The sequence below is a fragment of the Bradyrhizobium sp. A5 genome, from assembly GCF_042076515.1.
Taxonomy (GTDB): domain Bacteria; phylum Pseudomonadota; class Alphaproteobacteria; order Rhizobiales; family Xanthobacteraceae; genus Bradyrhizobium; species Bradyrhizobium cosmicum.
Window position 1 is genome coordinate 1,256,549 of sequence record NZ_CP148990.1, and the last position, 19,880, is coordinate 1,276,428.

Consider the following 19,880-nt stretch of genomic DNA (forward strand, 5'->3'; position numbering starts at 1 on the left):
CCAAGGCGTGACCGGGCGCTGCGAGGGCTGCCTTATTCTTGAACGTCGGAGGCGGATTTGACGGATAGGTCGAACGCAAGGGCCTTCGCGGCAGCGGCGGGCAAAGGTATTCGCTCCGCGGCCTTCTCCGTAAAAGACTCGTCGGTTCGATAGTCGGCGCCCATCAACACCTGAAACCAACGCTCCCGGTCCATGACGACGCGGAATTGCTTTTCGTCCTGCGTGCCGCCAACGTAAGGAAGAAAAACCTCAATCGGCTTGCCAACAGTTTCGGCGATGGCACCGATCCGATCCACACGCCCGGTTCGTTGCTCCAAAGTGCTCGGGTTCCAGCTCAGATCGTGATGGATCACGTGGCGGCAGCTCAAATGAAGATCGACGCCTTCGGCGAGAACACTTGAGGCGACGAGGACCTCCGGAAAGAACGGGGTATTAAAGGCAAGCATCAACCGTTGACGCGTTTCCTGCTTTACAAGCCCGTTAGCGAGCCGAATGTTCGGCATCACGTTGACGCCTTTCATTTGGCTCAAATCATCGTCCGTATCGCGTTGGGTCTCTCCGCGGATTCCCGGCTGCATTCGGGTTAAGGCGTCCAGGTAGTCATGCCGCTCCCGAGGCGAGCATCGCTGCGCAATAAATTTCAAAAACCCGTCGATCTTCTCGCCGAGCGCGACGCCCGACAGGTCGCGGGTGCCGAGCGCCGCCTGCAAGTTTTCTTTGCCGGAGCGGGCGCTGATGTCGAAGTAGCGGGCGACGAACAAAGGTGTTCGAACGAAGCGGCGCACGACATCGTGAATCTGTTCCCGTTCGCCGTCATTCAATTCAGAATAAGGTGCAAGGCGTCGGGTTAATTCATCGTCGAGAGGCTGGCGCATGCCGCCGTCCGTATCGAAGCGCGCGCCAAAATCGATGACGGCCTTGCGAACATCCGCATACCCGACCTCAAACCTCTGCGCGGCGTCGTTCCAAAGCTGCTTTTCCAATGCAGCCGAGAGGTGCCTGACGATGGCGCGACCGGTCTCGCGGTAATGGCAAAAGACCACGACCTTCTCGCGGTGCCGCCAGAGATCAAGAACGCGCGCAACCAGCGGAGCAATCTTCGGATGCTGCGCGTAAGCCGCTTCATCGGGAAGCGCGGCGGCCAGCTTCTCGACATAGCGGTTCACCAGCTTGTCGGAAGCGGCAGCCTTTGCTGCCTCCGCCTCGTCCTCGCCAAGCGGTTCGCCGCGGCGCGTCTCCAAGAAAGCTTCGTAGCTTGACGCGAGGCCTTCGGCGAATGTGGCTCGCCCGGCACGCATGCCTTCGCGAACGACGACGGCCTGTGCACGCGCGGCGAGAAGGAACGGGAGCAGCGCATCGTCCCCGACGGGCAATCCGCCGGAACCATCGGCCGACAGAGAGATCGCGCGGCCGACATGCCGCGAACGTCGTGGCACGCTGGTGCCTGGCAGCACCGAGTCGCGGAGATGCCTGATCACCCACTTGCGCAAGGGCGCCTCGGCCTCCTGCATGGCATTTTGCGCCTGCTGGAAGGCCCTCATGACGATCTGAATGCGCTCTGGCCGCGTCGCGGGATTGGACGCCGTGTCCTGCCACCAATCCTCGACCGATGGCTCGCCGCCGTTCGGATCGGTGATATCCTCTGGACGGAGCGTGGACCATCGCTTGTCCAGTTCGGCGGCGCGGTGCTGTGCCCGGTCAAGGGTTGTGCCAAGCGACGCCAGCTCCGTTTCAAACTCCTCCTTTGTGCCCTGGGACAGCGTTTTCCATGCAACGCCCCGAAAGCGGCCAATGACGTTCAACAATTCATGATGCCCGAGTTGAAACGGCGTGGCGGTTAAGAACATCATCCGCTCGAATGAACCGTCCAGAGCGCCTGTGATGGTGCCGGCGTCCTCCCGCGCGTCATCGGTCACGAAGAGGGACGCCAGACGGGTCGCCGGATTTTTCAGATGATGGGCTTCATCGAGAATGAGGAGGGGCGAGCGAAACCGCGCCTTCGCCAGCGTCGACGGCCACATCGTCCGGAGCGCATCGTTGATCGCATGGCGCGCGCGTTCGAGGCGTTCGTCGATGGAGACTGACTCCCGCGCCGGAAGATCTCGCAGGCAATCGCGCAAGCAGGCGACGTCGATGTCGCTCGAATCGAGCACTTTTTGAATAGCTTCGGGAATGGGAGCTTCGGTGAGCTGGCGGTCCCTATAGTAGTCATTGATGACGTTCCGCCATTCCCGGTTCGGTATGCGCAGGAGCTTGGCGAAGAGTTCGGGGTCATTGTAGGAAGATTTGGTCCGCAACAACCCCGCCGCAAATCGAGGCAAGGCGTTGCGCTTTTCGCCGAGATGCATGCCGCTGATTGCGCGCTTGATCAGTGCGAGGCGAACCCACTGATCGATGTTCTGGACATGGAAAGCCCCGTGCTTGAGAAAGATGATGTGAGGGCGGCTTTTCGCCTCACTATCGATGAGCCGGAAAAAGTCCAGGGCCGACGCAACAGGTTCGGCGCGAAGCGACATATCGCCGGGACGCTTGATCACGCGCTCCTTGAACACGGCAAAATCGCGCGGCCACTTTTCATGAAGGGATGACGGCACCATGATGACGACGGGCCGTTTCCCGCGGTCGGCAAGAGCCGCAATCATGGCGACGCCGAGCGCAACGAAGGTCTTACCCATTCCCACTTCGTCGGCGAGCACGATGCCCGGCTGATGACCGAGCCGCCGCAGTATCTCCGCGATGGTTCGATGCTGGCGAAGCGCATCTGAATCGCTGACGCGATCGTTCCTAAGATCGAGGCGCTCTGCTAGATCGGCGGTATCGACGGGCCAGGTCACGAGAGGAGTTCCTCAAAAGAGGACGTGACGTAGTTCCGAAGCCCAGGTGCTGCCGGCGCTTGGCAAGCGAGTTCGTGCAGCGACTGCATGATCGTAGCGACCTCGGAGCGGATTGCGGCAGGCCGTAGCGTCCCCAGCGGCCGCCACGCGACGCTGCGCAAGGTCGCGGCAACTTCGGCGATCATGAATGCTGCACCTTCGGGGTCTTCGGCTGAGAGGCGTTTCGCCAAGGCGATGGGTCCAATCGGTCCGCGCAATCGCCAGCGGAGCGCTTCCAGCGAACTGACCGACTGCTGCAAGCGTTCACGCATACCCTCAAGCGCCTGGGCAACGCGCCGCATACGGCGTAGGAGAAATTGGCTCGTATCGACTTTCTTATGCGGATCGATTTCGATCGTCGCTCCGGACGCTTTCTGACTCTCCCGACGTTGAAGAAGGCGAACGACGATTTCATGCAACGGTCGAGCGGAGGTCAGGATCTCGATCAGCTCCGCGAGCGAGAGGCTGCCAAGCTCGTCAGGGGGCGGCAAAGCCGACATGTCGGCAACATTGACGACCCATGGCGCGCTGTATTCGCGCTTTTCGTCATCCTGCCAGCGGACATCCAGCGAACTGGGCAACCGTTTCGAGCCCCATGGGATAACGACCATGTTCGGACTTCCGCTACGGGTCCAGCCCTGGCTGTCCAGAAGCGCCCCTTGCTCCTTGGACTCGACTTCGAAGACCGGAGGTGCATCGCCGCTAATCTCCAGTTCGAGCCGTCCGCCGTGCTCGTCGAGGCAAAAGAGGGCGAGACCGAACGCGGCCGGCAACGGCGGCGTGTCCGAGCTGTCCGCCGAGTCGGGCAATCCGCCGAGAAACTGTACGTCGTCGATGTCGTCGAGTTCATTCTCTTCCGGCCAGGACTGCGCGCAGAGCTTGCCGAAACGCGATCCGCGATCACGGATGATGTAGGTAAGGTTCAGTTCGATGTTGTGGCGCGGATGCAGCCCGAGCCCCGCCGCTGTGAAGTTGCTCGATCCGAGCATGTACAGCGCACGCTCGTCGCGTTCTAGCCAGACGGATTTCGCGTGAAGCGGCCGATCTTGCTCTTTACCATCGATCTTGGGGCGCTGCTCGACAAACGAGAACGCATGGCTGAGCGATGAATGCGATGGCGTCGTCAGCGCGGCCGGGGCGTCGATCTGCACGGTCCCGTCCGGCAGAGTTCTTCCCGGCGCGGCAAAATGCAGCCAGCGCTCGCCGCGCGTCGTGAGAAGCGTCGCGAATTCCGCGGCTGTCGATCCGGCGCGGGCGTCCTCGTCAAAGAACGGACTAAGGACCCACGCCCGATCTGGCCGTGGTCCAACCCAAAGGGCGGCGAGTTGTTGAACGACCGTATCGCCTCCCGGAAGGAGACCAATGAGGGCGCATTCGGCTTCGTCGCGATCGGCCGGTGGAAGGGCACGCGCGCGTCGTTCGACCTCAGTCAAAAATCCGGCCAACGCGGCCTGTGGGCCGACGTCGGACCGGCCAAAGCCGGGAGCAAAGCTGCGCACCCGATTGAGAAACGCGACGCATCCGGTCAGCAGCTCCGGTCCTGGATTGCCCTCGGGGCCGAAATCGAGGGGAGCCATGATCTCCTGATTGCGCCGGTAGGCGGGCTCGGTGAGGTTGGCGGAGCCGACCAAAATCCGGATGAAGTGCTCCCAAACCAGTAACGTCACCTTTGCATGCAACACACCGTCGCCCCGCAGGGTGACGGGCAACATGTGCCAGCGCAGGCTGCGGTCGGGAGCAGCGTGTGCGCCATCGACCAGCACGCAGGCGAAAGACTGCGCGAGCTTTTCCTCGCGCTCGATGAGGTAAGCTTTCGCGGTTTCGTTCGGATTGCTTTGAATTGACAGGAAGCGCGCGAGGCATTGTTCCTCGAAGAGCTCGGCGTCGAACGTAAAGCTGGTTGTCACGCAGCCAATGGGACGGCCGAAAGCCTCTTCGCCGGCCCACCAATCGAGCAGGCGTGCACGTGTTTGCTCGGAAGCCGATAGACGCCGCGTGTTCATCGCAGCGCACCGAGATCGGCGAGGAATCGCGAGAAAGTGGGAACGCGATATTCATGCACATAGCCGCCTTTGCCGGCGGGCGGTTCGCGTAGTGTGTAACCGGCGCGGAGGACGATCCGGCCGCGCGGGCCGCGTTCGAACCAGGTGCGCTTCCCGTGCGGCAGTTTCTCGCGCTGTACCTGCTCGTGATGATGGAGAAGCGCCTCGAAGAGATCGTTCGCTGTTTGCACGCCCTCGAACCGGTCGACGGCTTGTGCGATGCCCTTTTCTTCGCGTTCCCATTCAAGGAGCGTCGGATGCGCGCAGACGCGGGCGAGGCTTGTTTTGAGGAGCGCCAGCGACGGGCCGACGGTCTTCGACGCGGAGAAGCTCCGGGCGTCCACCGGCGCGCCGCCCTGGCTTGACGCGCAATAGCGCAGAGCGTCGAACGCATCGGTGATCGCTCGTCCGAACGTTTCATAAGCATCAATCGCGGTGAGCAATTGTTCAAACGCCGCGGGCGCCTTGCGGCTTAGCTTGCGAAGAAAGGGCGCCTCCTGGTCGCGCTCGCTGACGCCGCCTTGCCCGATCAGCGCATCTTTCAATTGAGCTACCATCTCGACTTCTCCGGCGCGGGACAAAATGCGTTCGATCAGGACCTTCTTTTCGCGACGACCCGGCGTTCGCGGGTCGAGTCGGGTCGCGAGGTCGCGCCAAAAATCTCCCGGCTGGTACGTGGTGTGGCCTTTGTCCATGCCTTGAGCGACCGCGCGACGGAGCCGCTCGCGAAACGCAGGCCCAGCGCCGGCCGCCGCATCAAGGAAGCCATCGAGTCCCTGATCCTTCGCCCACGCGGAAACCAATTCGTAGCCGTTGTCATCGAGCGTTCCATCGTGGGTGATGATGCCGATTCCTTGGGCGAGCCGCCGAAACACGCCGGTGAAGCCGAACGCGGAGGGCGTCCTGAGATAGGCGCTGGCGCATACGGGTCGCTGATGCCGCAGGGCTCGCCGGACTTTCTGAATGCCGGGCACGCCGGAGGTTTCGGAGGGCGAATTCCCGGTCCGGACAAAGGCTTCGACAACAAACCATTCCCAGACAAGCCAGGGAGGCGTGATCCCGTCGGCAGCAACGGCGTCGGTGTCCCATTCGTCGCAAACGCGCGCGCCGATCGCGATCGCGGTCACAAAGCGCGGGTTACCCATTCGCACGGTGACGGCGGGCAAGAGCCGGTCGGCCAGTCGCTCATAGCCCGGCTGCAATCCAAGCGGATCAATACTGCCTTCGGCTTCCTCGGAGGGATCGAATTCGGAACCGAAAGGTGCTTTCAACATGGCTTACTGCTCAATGGATGAATTCAGCGCGATGGACTCGGCATGGGCAAACAGATTCAGGCGGTGAAGGTCGTCGATTTTTGTCCAAGCGCCTTCGAGAAGCTCGGCGCCGTGAACGACGAGCGCCAAACATTGCGCGCGGCTAACCGCCACATTGAAGCGGTTCTGGTTGAAGAGAAATTCCGTGCCACGCGGCGCTTCGACGCCTTTCGATGTTGTCATCGAGACGATGACGACCGCGGCCTCCTGCCCTTGAAACTTGTCGACGGTGCCGACCTGCGCACCCGGCGGCAGAAGCTGCTTGAGAAGGTTCACTTGGAGGTTATAGGGTGCCACGATCAGGATGTCGGCAAGCGTGACGGGTGATGTCTTGCCGTCCCGGACGATTTCGTTCGTCTGCAATTCCCGAACGAGCGCGCCGATCGCTTCCGCCTCGGGCCGGCTGGATTGCGTGCAGCCGTCATGCGCGACGGGAACGAAGGAGAGGCCCGCCGCTCGAAGTGCGCCATGCGCACCGGACCGCAGCCGAAGATAGCGGTTCTTGGTCGAGGGGTGTGCCCCGAGCCGTCCGTCGTAGATCGCGTCGGAAATAAACCCACATAGTGCTGGATGTAGGCGGCGACTCTCATTCAGAAGGATACCGCGGTCGTCCGCTACGGTTGCCCGATCTTCCAGAAGGTACTCTAGGCTTGAGAGGCCGGTCTCGCCGGGGTGCACGCCCTGAACCGGCTGCGGAAGCTGCATCTGATCGCCGACCAGCACGATGTTGGCGGCCGCGGCTCCCATGGCAGCGAGATTGCCGAGGGATACCTGTCCTGCCTCATCGATGAACAAATAGTCGTAGGTTCCACGCTGATCGTTGCGGCAGAAGTGAAACACTGTCCCGCCGACGAGACGGTGCTGCGACGTGACATCCTCTGATTTAAAGACCGTGACGATGTTGGTGCTGGTGTGTTCCGTCTCGGGCTTGTCGTCGTTGCCTTTCTTGGCGCCGCGGAAACGGAATCCAGTCTCGGCGGCGCGCTCGTCCACCTCGGCGAGGAGCTTGTTGATCGCCTTGTGCGAGTTCGACGACACGCCGATGCGCTTGCCGGCGTGGAGCAGCGCCACGATCGCTTGCGCTGCCGTATAGGTCTTGCCCGTTCCGGGCGGTCCTTGAATAAAGAGATAGCTATGGTCGAGGTCGGTGACGGCGCGGATCACAGCCTCGGTGAGAGGCTCGTCCACGGCGCGGATCGGTGATCCGGCCGCGCGACCTTTCAGGCGCGGCGGACGGCGCATCAAAATATCGAGCAGCGCCTGATCGTCCTGGATCACACCATGGGCGAAGCGATCGGCAAACGCCAACACTGCATCCGGGACGCTTTGCAAATCAATCGGCGCGGGAACCAGGCTGAAGCGGTCCGGTAGGGCCGGAGCTTTTGCGCCTCGCCGAAGCACGACGCGTCCTTCGTCCGCAGAAATCTCAACAATAGTCCCAGCGTTGCCAATCGTTTCGGCGATCTTCGGTCTGTCTCCAACCTTGAGTTTGGTGTCCTGCGGCAGAAAAACGTACGTCGTGTCCAATGAGCGCTTTACCGGCACCGGCGCTGAGGAGGCGTCAAGCTGAAGACCGCCGAGGCTTTCGGCATCGTCGACCAGTTCGTCTTCGGACCACGCCTGCCGCTCGAACAGCGCCCACCATCCGGGTTTCTGCGACCGCTGATGAAACCACAACAGTTCGGCGACAAGATCGCGCACGCGCGCATCGCCGTGCGGAGAAGCCCGCACCGCCGCCGCAAGGTTCTGCTTGCGGGCTTCGCGCTGGGCGCGCTCGGCCGACTGCTCGCGCTTGTCGGCGGCGGTATCGTCAACAATCTCAAGATTGACGCCGGCTGGGCGCAGCTTCTCAAGCCACGCGTGCAGGTGCGCGGTCGAAACGCAGTCATCTTTATTATAAGCAGCAATCGAGTCGAGAATGGCGTTGTCCTTGGTGAGGCACCAGCGCTCGTATTCGACGATGCTGTCGGATGCCGTCGTCACCTCGCCGCTACGCTCACGCCAATAGAGGGCTTCAAGGTCCTTGATCGAATAGCTCTCGGTCGAGGCACGGAGCGCCTGCACCACGACCCGATAAAGATCGACGAAGCGGCGCTCGCGCAGGAGCTGGTCGAGTTCCGCCTCCATCGTCGCGTACCGCATGGCGAGGCGCTTGAGGGCGGTCGTCTCGTAGGCGGCGTAATGATAGATGTGCGCGTTGGGGTGGCGCCGAACCTGATCGATGAGGAGGCGCATCAGAGTTTCGAATGCGACCTTCTCCGCGGCGGGATCGTGCGCCCAGATCGGGCGGAACTCAGGGGTGCTTCCGCCATTCAAATGGCCATATACGCCGAAGAGATATTCGAGCCCTTCGCCGGCGAGAGGATCGCCTTCCATGTCAAAATAGAGGTCGCCGTCGTCGGGTGCGGGAAGCATCGCGAAGCCGCGCCCGCGCGCGTAGGGCAATAGTTCGAAGCCATGTTGGCCGCTCGCTCGGGCAGCCCCTTGAAGGCGCGCCTGCGCGGACAGTTTCGTCACCGTCTCAGCGCGCATGCCATCGATCTTGGTGCTCGCCGGCAGCGCCGCCAACTGTGCGAGCGTGGTGACGCCGGACGCCGCGAGCTTGGCGACTTGCGCACCGCTAACACCGGCCACGAAGAACGGGCTGTCGGCCTCGCGCCACTCGGACTCACAACGCGCGTTGTAGTCGCATTGTGCGCAAGCGGCACAGGGTTGCGGCTTGGTGACGCGCGTCTCTTCGGCGACGAAGCGCTCGAAGCTGCGCATGAGACGCCGGAGAATAAATCGCGTGCGCCGCAGATCGAAGGGCACTGGCTCGCCGGCCGCGACGTGAATGACGCCGCCCCGCACGGGAATCCCGAGCATATCGTCCAGTAACTCGGCATAGATCCCGAGTTGCAACACATATTCGCCTTTGGCCGACCGTGAAAGCTTCGCGTCTTCGGGCTCGAAGGTAGGCGCGCCCTGGTTGCCGCTCTGCACCAAAAAGTCGGGATAGCCGAGCCACGCCTCCTTCGTCAGCGCGCCCTGATAGATGAGCTTCGCACCGCGCGCGATGGCTTCCCGCGTCAGCCGGGTCTTATCAGCGAGACTGCCGCCCGAAGGGATGCGCTCGGCGGGACCGAAGCGCTCTTCGAGCCGCGCGAGGATCACGGCCTCATGTTCGAAGCCCTTGTCGCGGATGAGTTGCAGGGTTGCATCCGCCTCTTCGGCCGGCTTGATGCCTGCAAGCCACAGCGTGGCCTGGTGCGGGCAGCCGAGATAATCATTGAGGCGTGAGGCGGAAAGCGGATGCATGATGCCGGAGATTAGAGAGGGGATGCGACAAAAATGGACGTAGGCTTTGGGCTAGGATGCTTTCTTCGAGTCAAGGACGTAAGTGAAACGCAAAGGTTCTTCGTGGTGCGCCAGCGCAGCGCGCAATTCGGTGGTGATTTCCTGGCGCAATGAAACCGGCTCGACGATCTCGATCTTGTTGCCCCAGGTGAAAAGGTGCCATGCCAGCTCCCGCATGCCGCTCGCGCGAAATCGCACGATGACGCCGCCTTCGGGATGATCCTCGACCGTCTGGCTTGAATGAAAGCGGTGGTTCTTGAAATCCTCCATGCCGCTTGGCAGCACGTGCAAAACCACGTCTTCCTGCTCACCCTCGAAAAAAGCGAAGGACGTGTTGGCGAAGGCCGCGAGGTCGAAGTCCGCGGGAGGCGCCGCCGCCTGATCCAGGCATTCAAGCTGTTCGATCCGGTCGAGTCGCCAGTGCTTTGGCTTGGTCGCGCCGGCATCCGCACCGATCAGGTAATTCATGCGGCCGAAGATGATACCGAAAGGAACAACATCGCGCGAAGCTCCCGGTTTTGAACCGCCATGATAGATGAAACGCAAGAGCTTCATCTCAAGGAGTCCGCGGCGCAACAGCATGAGGACGGCTGGGTCTTCCGTCGGCCGCGGTCCCGCCTGCACCGCGATGCGCTCGGCGCGCAGCAAAGCCTCAACGTCAGTCTCGGTAGCCCTCCGGCGCCCATGCCGCATGGCGGCACGGATTTTCTTGTCGAGACTGGCGAGCGACTCCGCACGCGCGGCTGCTCCTGACTCGCCCAGATCGGCGACGACGACGCCGAGATCGCTGAGTTCCTCGGTCGTCGGGTCCTGAAAAAACCCGTCGAGCCCTTTGGGAATATGGAAGCGCTTCTTCGGGGGATCGGCGATTTCTTCCATCTGCGGAAACACCGCACGAATGGTGTCGCGCATGCGCTCGACGGTGCGGCGCTCGCAACCCGTCATCTGGCACATCTCGTCCAGCGTAAGGCCCTCGGCGCTGCTCGCTAGAGCGCGCGCCAATTCCAGGATGTTGCGTGTCTTATCATAGCGCATCGCGTGTACGTCCAAATCTGACGTAGCAAGGTAGCATAGTGAAGACTGACGGTCACGGACCGAGAAATGTACGTCAAAACAGATAGATACGGAGAATAAGATGAATCACGAGAACCATTCCCACCCGCACGGCGAAGGCGAAGAGCCGGGTCACCCCCACCATGAGGGAGGTCACGGCGATGACCCTCACCGCCACCATCATCACGGCGAACACGAACATCACCATCCGCACCATGAAGTGTGGGAGCTAAATGTTCAGGGCGTCATCATCGAGTCGCGGAAGCCCGAAATTGTCGTGCGGCAGGCGATCAAGGAGGCCGGCTTCAATCCTGATACGCCGTGGATCATCGTGCTCAAGGTGGCGGGCGAACCGAAGCGAGAGGTCGATCTCTCCTTTGTCATCGATCTTCGCCACAAGGGCATCGAGAAACTCCGGCTTACGCCACGGCAGATCAACAATGGCGAGATGCTCGGGCAGCGCCGTGCCGCGTTCGCGATGCTGCCGCAGGATGAGGCGCTCCTGGACCGCCTCGGCTTCGACTGGGAGACTCTGGTTGATGCCGGCCGCCGCTGGCTGATCATCCGCAACTATCCGCTGCCACAAGGGTATCGGATCGCGACGGCGCTGATCGGCATCGAGGTGCCGGTCAGCTACCCCGGCGCTCAGCTCGACATGTTCTACTGCCATCCGCCGCTCGCGCTTCCCTCGGGCGCGGCGATCCCGCAGACGCAGCAGATCGAGACGGTCATCGGCTTGCCCTTTCAACGGTGGTCGCGTCACCGCCAGTGGGACCCGGCTCGCGACACGCTCGTGACGCACCTCGCTCTCGTGGACGAGTCGCTGCACCGCGAGGTCGGCCAATGAAGCGGTGTCATACTTTGGTGCTGCCGGCGAAGCTGGCGGACGAACTTCGGGCGCATCTCTTTCCGGGTGACGGACTCGAAGCCGCCGCGCTGTTGCTCTGCACGGTGACGAGCCAGCGCCGTCGGAAATGGCTGGGACGCGAAGTTGTTCGCGTTCCTCATGCAGAGTGTACGCGCCAATCCGATTTCATCACCTGGCCGGGCGACTATGTGGAGGCGGCCATCGACCGCGCGTCGGCGCGCGGTGATGCTGTGATCGCCGTCCACTCGCATCCGGGTGGGCTCTTTGCCTTCTCGGACGCCGACGATGAAAGCGACCGCGTTTTGATGAGCGCTATCCGGCACGGCACCGACCGCGCTCCGGGCTCGGCGATCATGATTCCGAGTGGAGCGATGCGCGCGCGCGTTTATGAAGGCGATCGCGCCACGCCCATCGATCTCGTGCTGAAAGCCGGTGCGGACATCGAAACATGGTGGGACGACGGGGCTACCGGCTCAGGCCCGATGAAGCCGGCGATGGCGTTCACCGGCGATATGCGCGCGTCGCTCAGTCGTCTCAGCGTCTGCGTAATCGGCGTGTCGGGCACGGGATCGATTGTCGCCGAGCAGCTCGCCCGCCTCGGCGTCGGCGAGATCATTCTTATCGATTTTGACAAGATCGAGGAGCGCAATCTCAACCGCATCCTGAATGCGACGCTCGCCGACATCGGCGCGCTGAAGGTCGAGATGTTTGCCGACGCCATCCGGCGCTACCGCCGCGACGGCGGTGTGATTAGCGTGTCGCATTCCGTCGCAACGCGCGATGCCGTGCTGGCGGCGTGCGAGGCCGACATTCTCGTCTCGTGCGTCGACTCCGCGGAAGGCCGCCATATCGCCGACCGGCTGAGCGCCTGTTTCGCGATGCCTCTCTTCGACGTCGGCGTTGCGATTCCGACCGAGCCGCTGCCGGGCGGCGGACGCCGCATCGCCGAAGTCTACGGGAGGGTGGATTACGTCTATCCAGGCGGCTCAAGCCTGATGGATCGCGGCGTCTACGATGCGGCGCTTCTGGAAGCGGAATACCTCGCGCGCGCCGCGCCTCATGCGCTCGCCCGGAAAATAGCGGACGGCTATCTGCGGGGAATGGCGGAGGAAGCGCCCGGGGTCATCACATTGAATATGCGTGCCGCGTCGGCCTGTGTCATCGAGTTCATCGCGCGGCTGTTTCCCTTCCGCGAGTTCGCGAATGAGACGCGGGCTCGTGCCATCTTCATGCTCGCCGAGGGCGACGAGGACATTTTTGCCGAAAGTCAGTTCCAAAATCGGCACAGCTTCCCGGTGTCCGAAGGCGCGGCCGAGCCACTCCTCGGACTGCCAGCGCTGGCGGTGCAGCGGAGGGTCGCATGACAACGAAGCCGCTTTGGTGGCGTCGGCTCGTCGCCGCCCTTACGCCACGCCGGAAGCTCAAGATCGTTGATGGGGACATGCTGCCGGAAAAGCTGCCTTTTTTGGCTCTTGTCATGGCTCGCGACGACGGGGACGATTGGTCGGTCGGCATGCGGTGCCCCTGCGGCTGCGGCAAGCGTTTGGAAATGATGTTGCTGAGGGAGGTGAAACCGCGGTGGGATATTTCCGTCGATTCTCGTGGCCACGTATCGTTGCATCCCTCCGTCTGGCTACGCGATGGATGTAAGTCGCATTTTTGGGTGCGATCAGGCAAGATCACTTGGTGCGACTGACAGTATCCAGCGCCGAGCTGCATCTGGCAGGAATATGGCGACTGATGGCCCGGAAGCGGACGCCATCGATCAGCGACGGTTCGAGAGTTTGGACGTGATGTAACGATATGGATGATTTGGAAGAATTACCGGAAGAGTTGGCGGGCCAGCTAATGGTCTTTCCCGCGCCATCGACCGCTGCCGACACGATAGACGTCTTGACGCGCTCACTATTAGAACATGCGCTTGATGCGCACCATCGCAAGCTTAAGACATACGAGAGTTTGAAGAACCTTAACGAGGTGATCGGCACCCAGTACGGTGACCGTGTTCTCTTCGAGCTTCTACAGAATGCACACGACGCGCATCGCCCTGACGAAGAGGGCGAGATTGCAATCAGTCTTGTCATCGATCGCCCCGATCGCGGCGAGCTTCTCGTCGCGAACAAGGGCCGTCCATTCACGGCTTCGAATCTGGAGGCGATTCGAAATATCGGAACAAGCGACAAAGAGATTGGCGAAGGTATTGGCAACAAGGGGCTAGGCTTCCGCAGCGTTGAGGCGCTGACAGATGATGTCCATATTTTCTCGGTCGGTCGGCGCACAACTACCCACGAGTTCGACGGCTACTGCTTTCGCTTTGCCACTACCAATGAAATAGAGGACCGGCTGGTTCACCTTGGGGCATCCACAGAAATAGCGGCTAAGGTTGCGTCAAATGTGTCGCGGTATCTCGTCCCCGTTACAGCTCGAGAGCAGTCTACCGAAGTGCGTCGGCTTGCTAAGGAGGGGTATGCCACGGTGGTTGTCCTTCCTCTCGCCACGGCCCAGGCGATCGAACTGGCCCGCAAGCAGGTGGCGGCGGTCCTCGACGCCCCGGCGCCCGTCCTACTTTTCCTCGACCGGTTGTCGTCGCTGGAAGCCGCCGTCATAGAACCCGGACAGCCGCCCAGGCGTACACAAATGACGCGCAAGGTCGCACCAATCGAGGCCAAGCTTCCCCAAGGCTTCCAGATGGAGCGCGTGACACTCGACCGGACGAACTCTTTCCTCGTCGTCCGGCAAGTTCTACCGAAGCCGGCGGTCCTTGACGCGGTTCGCGCCAGCATCCCTGGTGCGCCCCCGTTGAAGCGTTGGCTTTCCTGGAAAGGGGACGCCGTGGTTTCGGTCGCGGTCCCCCTCGGCGCCCCGATACTCGCGGCGCCACGGCTGTTCAATTTCCTGCCAATGGACGATCGCGCCGTGTCGCCGATGGCGGGGCATATCGATGCGCCCTTCTTCGCAGATATCGACCGCCGTTCGATTAAGGCGGACCTACCTCTCAACAATTATCTGTTGGAGGCGGCGGCGAGGACGGCCGCGCAAGCTGCACTATCGATCGTCGATGGCGACTTCAGATTGCCACAGAACGCCGTAGTCGACCTTGCCACGTGGTCACCCCCCCATATGTCGAAGGTCATAGAGGCCTTTGCTGCTCTCGAGCGCCCCTTGGCAGAGGCCGAAATCTGGCCCGTGGTACCGGGTGGCTCAGCGCGCTGGGTCAGCTTCAATGTACTGTACGCATGGCCCGACATACGCACGCATCAGCTGACGCCGGCCAAACTTGCCAGTGTCGCCGATGCAACGATTTTGTCGCCCACGATCGGCGAGGGGCGCCTCGCGCGCGTCCGCGCTCTCGCTGCCGCCGTCTCGCTGCCGCTTGCACCGAATGAGGACATACTCTCGCAGTGGAGTGAAGCGATCGCCGCGCATCTCGCCGCAAAAGCTCGGCAATCCCCGCGTAGATGGCGCGATTTTTATGATGACGTCGTCGCGGTCTACGCGGCCACCTCTGTTCAGCTCTCGACTCTTGAGGGCAAGAAGCTGTTTCCGGACAATAACGACAAGCTGCTCGGCGCCACCGCCAGGGGTCTCGATGGAGTCCCACCGGTGTTCCATCGCATTGGCAAAGAGCGTGGGAGGCGCAGCGAGGGACCGCCCAGCCCGCCTTCCTCACTTTTCCGCAAATTTCGCTTCTTGAAGCAGTCGATCGAGATTTCCGAGGTTAGTTTGCGCGCCTTTGAGAAGGCGGGTCTGCTGAGGCGTTACGATCCGCTGGAAGTACTCAAGGGTCTTGAGGGGATCCTTAGTCGCTCGGCGACAGAAAACCAACGGCGCGAGGTGTTGATTTGGGCGTATCGGGTCTGGCGAAATGTGGGAGGGAAGGCGGTCGAGGATGGTCTCCGCACAGCAGGCTTATTCGTTCCTTGTCTCGGGGGCTGGTTCGCCGCGCCCGACACATCCCTATCGGCATCTTGGAGCACGCTCGGCCGGACGCTCGAGCTGTATCTGCACGAAGCGGCGCCGCAGTCCGCGGACGCCAACGACCAGAAGGCCAAGCTGGTCATCAGTTTTGTCACTTGGCCGCGCACCGGATCCGACGACCGGCGTGAGGACTGGTTGCGCTTCCTTGGTGTGTTAGGTGTCCGTGATGGGTTGCAGCCGATCGCCGGCGCGATTCGTCGAGCAGGAACGCCCGCGAACCTTTGGAACGGCATCTTATTCTCGGGCCTGCCGAAGCTGGGCCTCGATACGCATTGGACCACGCATGCGCGGAAAGTGAGCTTCTCTTATCCGTACACCGAATATCAGCTCCAGGGTGAGGTATGGCGCTTGCCTGGCGAGCTTGAGCATTCGTCGCTGTCCCTCGCCGCTCGGGAGGCGCTTTCGGACTTAATCGTCGCGTATCTTCGCGAGAATGGCGAAGCGCATTTCACTTTCAGAATCAGCCATTATCGTGGATTTCAGAGCGTCGAGTTGCCAACGCCGCTCCAGGTTTTCCTTCGGGAGAGCCGCTGGCCGGCGAGCCTGCGGCGCGATGAGGCCAGCTTCGAGGCAGCTAGTCAGAGTTGGTCGACGACGGTCATCCGCCAGCTGCCGCCCCGGTTCGTCCCGCGATTTTCCGCGGAACCTGGCAGCCGCGCCGCGCTTCCCTCAATCCTCTTCGACGAGCGAATCGGGCTTCGCGACTGGGCTGCGGCTGAGTCCGCCCCTGGCCGCCTCGCGTCTCTGGCGACTGCACTCTCCGATTTGTCGGCAGCGGAGCGGCGTGAGCTGCGCGAACAACTCCGTCGCGCATGGAATGATGTCGCTGAGCGGCGTCTGACGCTCGGAACGTTACCGGTGCTCGTCGTCGAGCGCCTAGGTGGGCTCGAATTGCTTGCGCCCGATCCCGAAGCGCCGCCTGTTGTTCACGTGACCACTGAGCGGCAGGGCTTCGCAGCGCGCGCACTTGCCGACCGCGGTGAGGCCGTCCTCGACGTGGGCGAGACAGATGGCGCGGTCGTCCGAGACCTGTTGGTCGCCACCGGCTGCTTTGCGCCAAGGCTCGCCGATTCGGGAGACGTCCAGCTGCAAGTCGACGGACAGACGTTCCAACCTAACCCAACCGACCCCCACTTCGCTGCTGGGAGCCTCGCGTGGCTGAGCGATGTTGCAATCCTTGCCCACGAATATCTCGGCGACGCGCTAGAGCTCCGCACCTTGCCGACTGACGAGCTCGACCACCGCCTACGACAAATACGGCTGAGGCGATGCGCCCGCTTCGCGCTTCTGATCGACGACCAGGAAATCACGGCTCATGGCGACGAGCGCGTCCAGGCGGTCCCGCACGTCCGGTTCCCCACGCTGCTGGTTACTGGCGACGAGCCGATCAGCGTCGATCTCTTACTTGAGGCTGCACCAGCGATCACCAAGCTCGTGGGCTTGCGCAGAAACACGTTGGAGCCCATGTTAGGACGCTTGGTGCGCGATGGTTATTCGGATGCTTCCGTGGCGCCGAGCGAGGACATGCTCGCGCTCGCCATACGTCGTGACGTCGGTGTTGTCCGAGACCACTTCGCCGCAACGCGCGGTGGCGTGGAGCGACTGGTGCGCGCAGTACTGCCGATCGTCTGCTTCATTCGAGGGAGGATTGCGGCCGATAGCCTAATGCAGCGGCACGACAGGCTTGGCCCAGCGCTGAAGCTGGGCGACTGGCTGGTCACCGAACTGGGAGCGGACACGGCAGGCGAAGCCCTCGCAGCGGTCGACGCCACAGACGACCAAGCCTTGATACGCCGGCGAATGGGTTTCGACTTTCAAGCCTACGGCCGGACGCTTGCCGAGTTAGGCTATCCACCCCTCAACAGCGAAGTGGACTTTCGCCGCCTGTTCGGCGTGTTCATGGCCGAGCTTGCGCCCACGCTGGTTGATCGCGTACGCCGGCGGTTTGCCGGAAACTGGCGCGCGGGTCTGGACCTTGGGGATTATGTTGCCCTTCGGAAGCTTGAGTTTGTCGCGTTCGACCCAGCATGGCCGATCGATCACGAAGCGATTGACCGCGATTTTGTCGCTGGAATCGCCGCTACCGCAGCTGAGGCCCACCTCGGTCCCGACGACCCATCGCTCACGTTACCCGATTTCGAAGCCGTCGTCGCAGCTAATCGAAAGCTCATCGCGTCGAACCATGCGAGGCTCGCGAGCCTCATACGCGCCTGGTGTCGAAAGAGGGGCGTTGGCCGCCCCCAACTGATGGACACGGCGGACCCTCAGCCGGTCGTACGCGCCCTCCATGAGAAGGGACTTATCGACTTCGAGGCGGCCAGACGGGAATCTCTTCCAGCTTTGCTGGCAAGGATAGAGGCATGGCCACTCGACATGCCGCAAACCGATGCGATCGAGGATCTCGAGCTGACCGAGGCCGACCTCCAGCACGAAGAGCGCGAGACACACGAGGCGCGCCGCAAGGCGGACGCCGAGAAGCGCACGGTCAGGTTTGGCGATCAGCCGCTTGATACCGGTGGAGACGGCTTCGTCGCGCTGTTCGAGCAGCTCGCCGAAGCTGCGCTCGCTCAAGGTTCCGATTGGTTTGATCGAAGCCGACCACCGCGTCTTGCTATCCAGGAGCAATCCGCTGGAGAGCGCCGGCGCCCGGGTCCAGGCGGCGGGAAAGGCCAAGCTTGGCGTAACCAACCTCCAGATTCCGTTCGCCAGGCGATGGGGGTCGCCAGTGAATGGCTTGCCCGGGAATATCTCCGCCGGCGCCACCCTAAGGAAATGGCCGACGATTGTTGGATATCCTCGAACCGGGCATTCTTTTGTACCGGAAGTGAGGGAGACGACAGCCTTGGCTATGACTTCCGCATCGAAACTGCCAGACACGAATATCTCTATGAGGTGAAATCGGCGCTCGATGAAGGTGGCGAATTCGAATTGACCGCACGGGAACTCGAGATTGCAGGCAGTGCCAGCCTTGAAGGCAAGCGGCGATTCAGGATCTTATATGTGCCGTTCGTGTTCGACCCCTCGCGCTGGCGCGTCCTGCCCCTGAGTAACCCGGTCAGCGCCGATACGAGGAATAGATTTCGGGTGGTGCGGAGCGGCTCGGTACGGTATCGGTTCGAGAGGCGGTGATAGTGGCGAACAAGCGCGTCCGTCTTCGCACCGTCACTTCCGCCACGACGCTACGGTGAGTTTACGCGGGACGCGATATTCAGTTGCAACCGAGCTGCAAACCTTCCGCCGAAGGTTTTTTTCACGGGCGATACTTGCGCGAAGAATTGCACGTGCGACAACGGAGCCTGAAGTCCAGCGTATGGCCCGCGGCTTTTGGCGTTAGTGTTTTCTAAATGTTAGCGAACACACGTGCGAGGGTCGGCAAGCTGGGTCGCGCCACTAAACATTCCAGTGCAAGGTGCCGACGCAGGTTCTACTCGTTTACAACATTTCTAAGCCTAAAATCGTGCAAGTGCCTCATCCGAGCATTGAGGACACACGCGGTCGGCCGCATAGGCACCGTGGAAGGCGCCGTCCGGCAAAGATCCGCTATTTACCCGAGTGTACGCCAGCAAGATGATCAGTGGCTCGAGGCCTGATCGTGTCAGAGGTCCGCGACTCCGACCCGATACTGGACTCGACCTGGACACATCATCCGTGCCGAGTTCCTCGCGATCGCCGACCGCCGCGTGCGGCGCTAGGGCGGCGATACGTACGTCGTTGAGCCGGGCGTCGTGACGACTCTGCCGGACGACGGCGGCGGCCGCCGCAGCGCAAAGCGCTGACGCCGGCGTCTCCGTAATTATTGCCATCATTGGATCTGGTCAGACCGACGCCGAGGGGCGCGGATCGGTGTCGCATGTCGAATCTAGACGACAATTCGGAGCGCCAGCGCTCCATTGTCGGATTTAGAAGACATCTGCCCGGCTGCGATCATCGGGTCGGGAGGGCAGCTAACTCGCCTTAGCTTCCCACTATCGCACGCTCTCTTACACCTCAGCGACGCTGTGATGTCCCAAGCGTTAGTCGTGACGGCCGTCACGCGAACGCCAAAATCCTCGACACCCCCCGTTACACACCCCGAAGTGTAACGCGCAACCTCCGCTCAGGCGTTCGCCGCCAGCCAGGCGGCGCCGGCGTCGCTAATGCGCCAGTCGAAGTCGTGGAAGCGCGTCAGCTGCCCTCCCGGCAGCACGCCGTCGCGCTCGATGAAGGCGAGTTCGCGCAGGCGATTGATGCCACGCGTGCCGCGCGCTCGTGCTTGCCGGGTGTGAATAAGCACCGAAGTGGGACCCCAACTCAGCTGACCGCAATGCTTTGATGTAGCTTGAGGAAATTCATTCGGGGTGGGGTCCGGATCGGCGCCGATCGGGACCCCCGCTGTTTGCCCAGTTCATGAACTAGATCAGCAAGTTGGCCCTCACAT

General features: G+C 62.1%; 10 protein-coding genes. 4 read left to right on the forward strand and 6 right to left on the reverse strand.

Annotation, left to right across the window (positions count from 1 at the left end):
• Nucleotides 1-32: 32 nt before the first annotated feature.
• From WHZ77_RS05885 to WHZ77_RS05905, 5 genes are read right to left on the reverse strand one after another with little or no spacing between them, the layout of a single operon-like run.
• Nucleotides 33-2,834 carry a helicase-related protein gene (locus tag WHZ77_RS05885; RefSeq protein WP_375312809.1) on the reverse strand — a complete coding sequence of 934 codons (2,802 nt, stop codon included), beginning with the start codon at nt 2,832-2,834 and terminating at the stop codon, nt 33-35.
• Entirely contained in the window at nt 2,831-4,876 is a 2,046-nt protein-coding gene (locus WHZ77_RS05890; RefSeq protein WP_375312810.1) for a hypothetical protein, read from the reverse strand. The genes WHZ77_RS05885 and WHZ77_RS05890 overlap by 4 nt, the downstream gene beginning before the upstream one ends.
• Nucleotides 4,873-6,189: a hypothetical protein gene (locus WHZ77_RS05895; RefSeq protein ID WP_375312811.1), complete on the reverse strand. Its 1,317-nt coding sequence runs from the start codon at nt 6,187-6,189 to the stop codon at nt 4,873-4,875. The genes WHZ77_RS05890 and WHZ77_RS05895 overlap by 4 nt, the downstream gene beginning before the upstream one ends.
• Nucleotides 6,190-6,192: 3 nt before the next feature.
• Nucleotides 6,193-9,525, reverse strand: a complete 3,333-nt coding sequence (locus WHZ77_RS05900) for a TM0106 family RecB-like putative nuclease (RefSeq protein ID WP_375312812.1) — start codon at nt 9,523-9,525, stop codon at nt 6,193-6,195.
• A 51-nt stretch (nt 9,526-9,576) separates the two neighbouring features.
• The gene (locus WHZ77_RS05905) at nt 9,577-10,599 is read right to left on the reverse strand and encodes a helix-turn-helix transcriptional regulator (RefSeq protein ID WP_375312813.1); all 1,023 of its coding nucleotides are present in this window, start codon (nt 10,597-10,599) and stop codon (nt 9,577-9,579) included.
• Nucleotides 10,600-10,699: 100 nt separating this feature from the next.
• Between WHZ77_RS05905 and WHZ77_RS05910 the strand changes: the two genes are divergently transcribed.
• The 4 genes from WHZ77_RS05910 (at nt 10,700) to WHZ77_RS05925 (ending at nt 18,592) form a co-directional block, all read left to right on the forward strand.
• A complete protein-coding gene (locus WHZ77_RS05910) occupies nt 10,700-11,464 on the forward strand; it encodes an E2/UBC family protein (RefSeq protein ID WP_375312814.1) in 765 nt (254 codons plus the stop codon).
• The gene (locus tag WHZ77_RS05915) at nt 11,461-12,849 is read left to right on the forward strand and encodes a ThiF family adenylyltransferase (RefSeq protein ID WP_375312815.1); all 1,389 of its coding nucleotides are present in this window, start codon (nt 11,461-11,463) and stop codon (nt 12,847-12,849) included. Before WHZ77_RS05910 ends, WHZ77_RS05915 begins: the two co-directional genes overlap by 4 nt.
• Entirely contained in the window at nt 12,846-13,181 is a 336-nt protein-coding gene (locus tag WHZ77_RS05920; RefSeq protein ID WP_375312816.1) for a DUF6527 family protein, read from the forward strand. The genes WHZ77_RS05915 and WHZ77_RS05920 overlap by 4 nt, the downstream gene beginning before the upstream one ends.
• 107 nt (nt 13,182-13,288) lie before the next feature.
• Nucleotides 13,289-18,592 (forward strand): sacsin N-terminal ATP-binding-like domain-containing protein, encoded by a 5,304-nt coding sequence (locus tag WHZ77_RS05925; RefSeq protein ID WP_375312817.1) that lies wholly within the window; start codon nt 13,289-13,291, stop codon nt 18,590-18,592.
• Between the two features lie 967 nt (nt 18,593-19,559).
• On the opposite strand, the gene WHZ77_RS05930 is transcribed toward WHZ77_RS05925, so the two are convergent.
• Nucleotides 19,560-19,736 carry a hypothetical protein gene (locus WHZ77_RS05930; protein ID WP_375312818.1) on the reverse strand — a complete coding sequence of 59 codons (177 nt, stop codon included), beginning with the start codon at nt 19,734-19,736 and terminating at the stop codon, nt 19,560-19,562.
• Nucleotides 19,737-19,880: the final 144 nt, after the last annotated feature.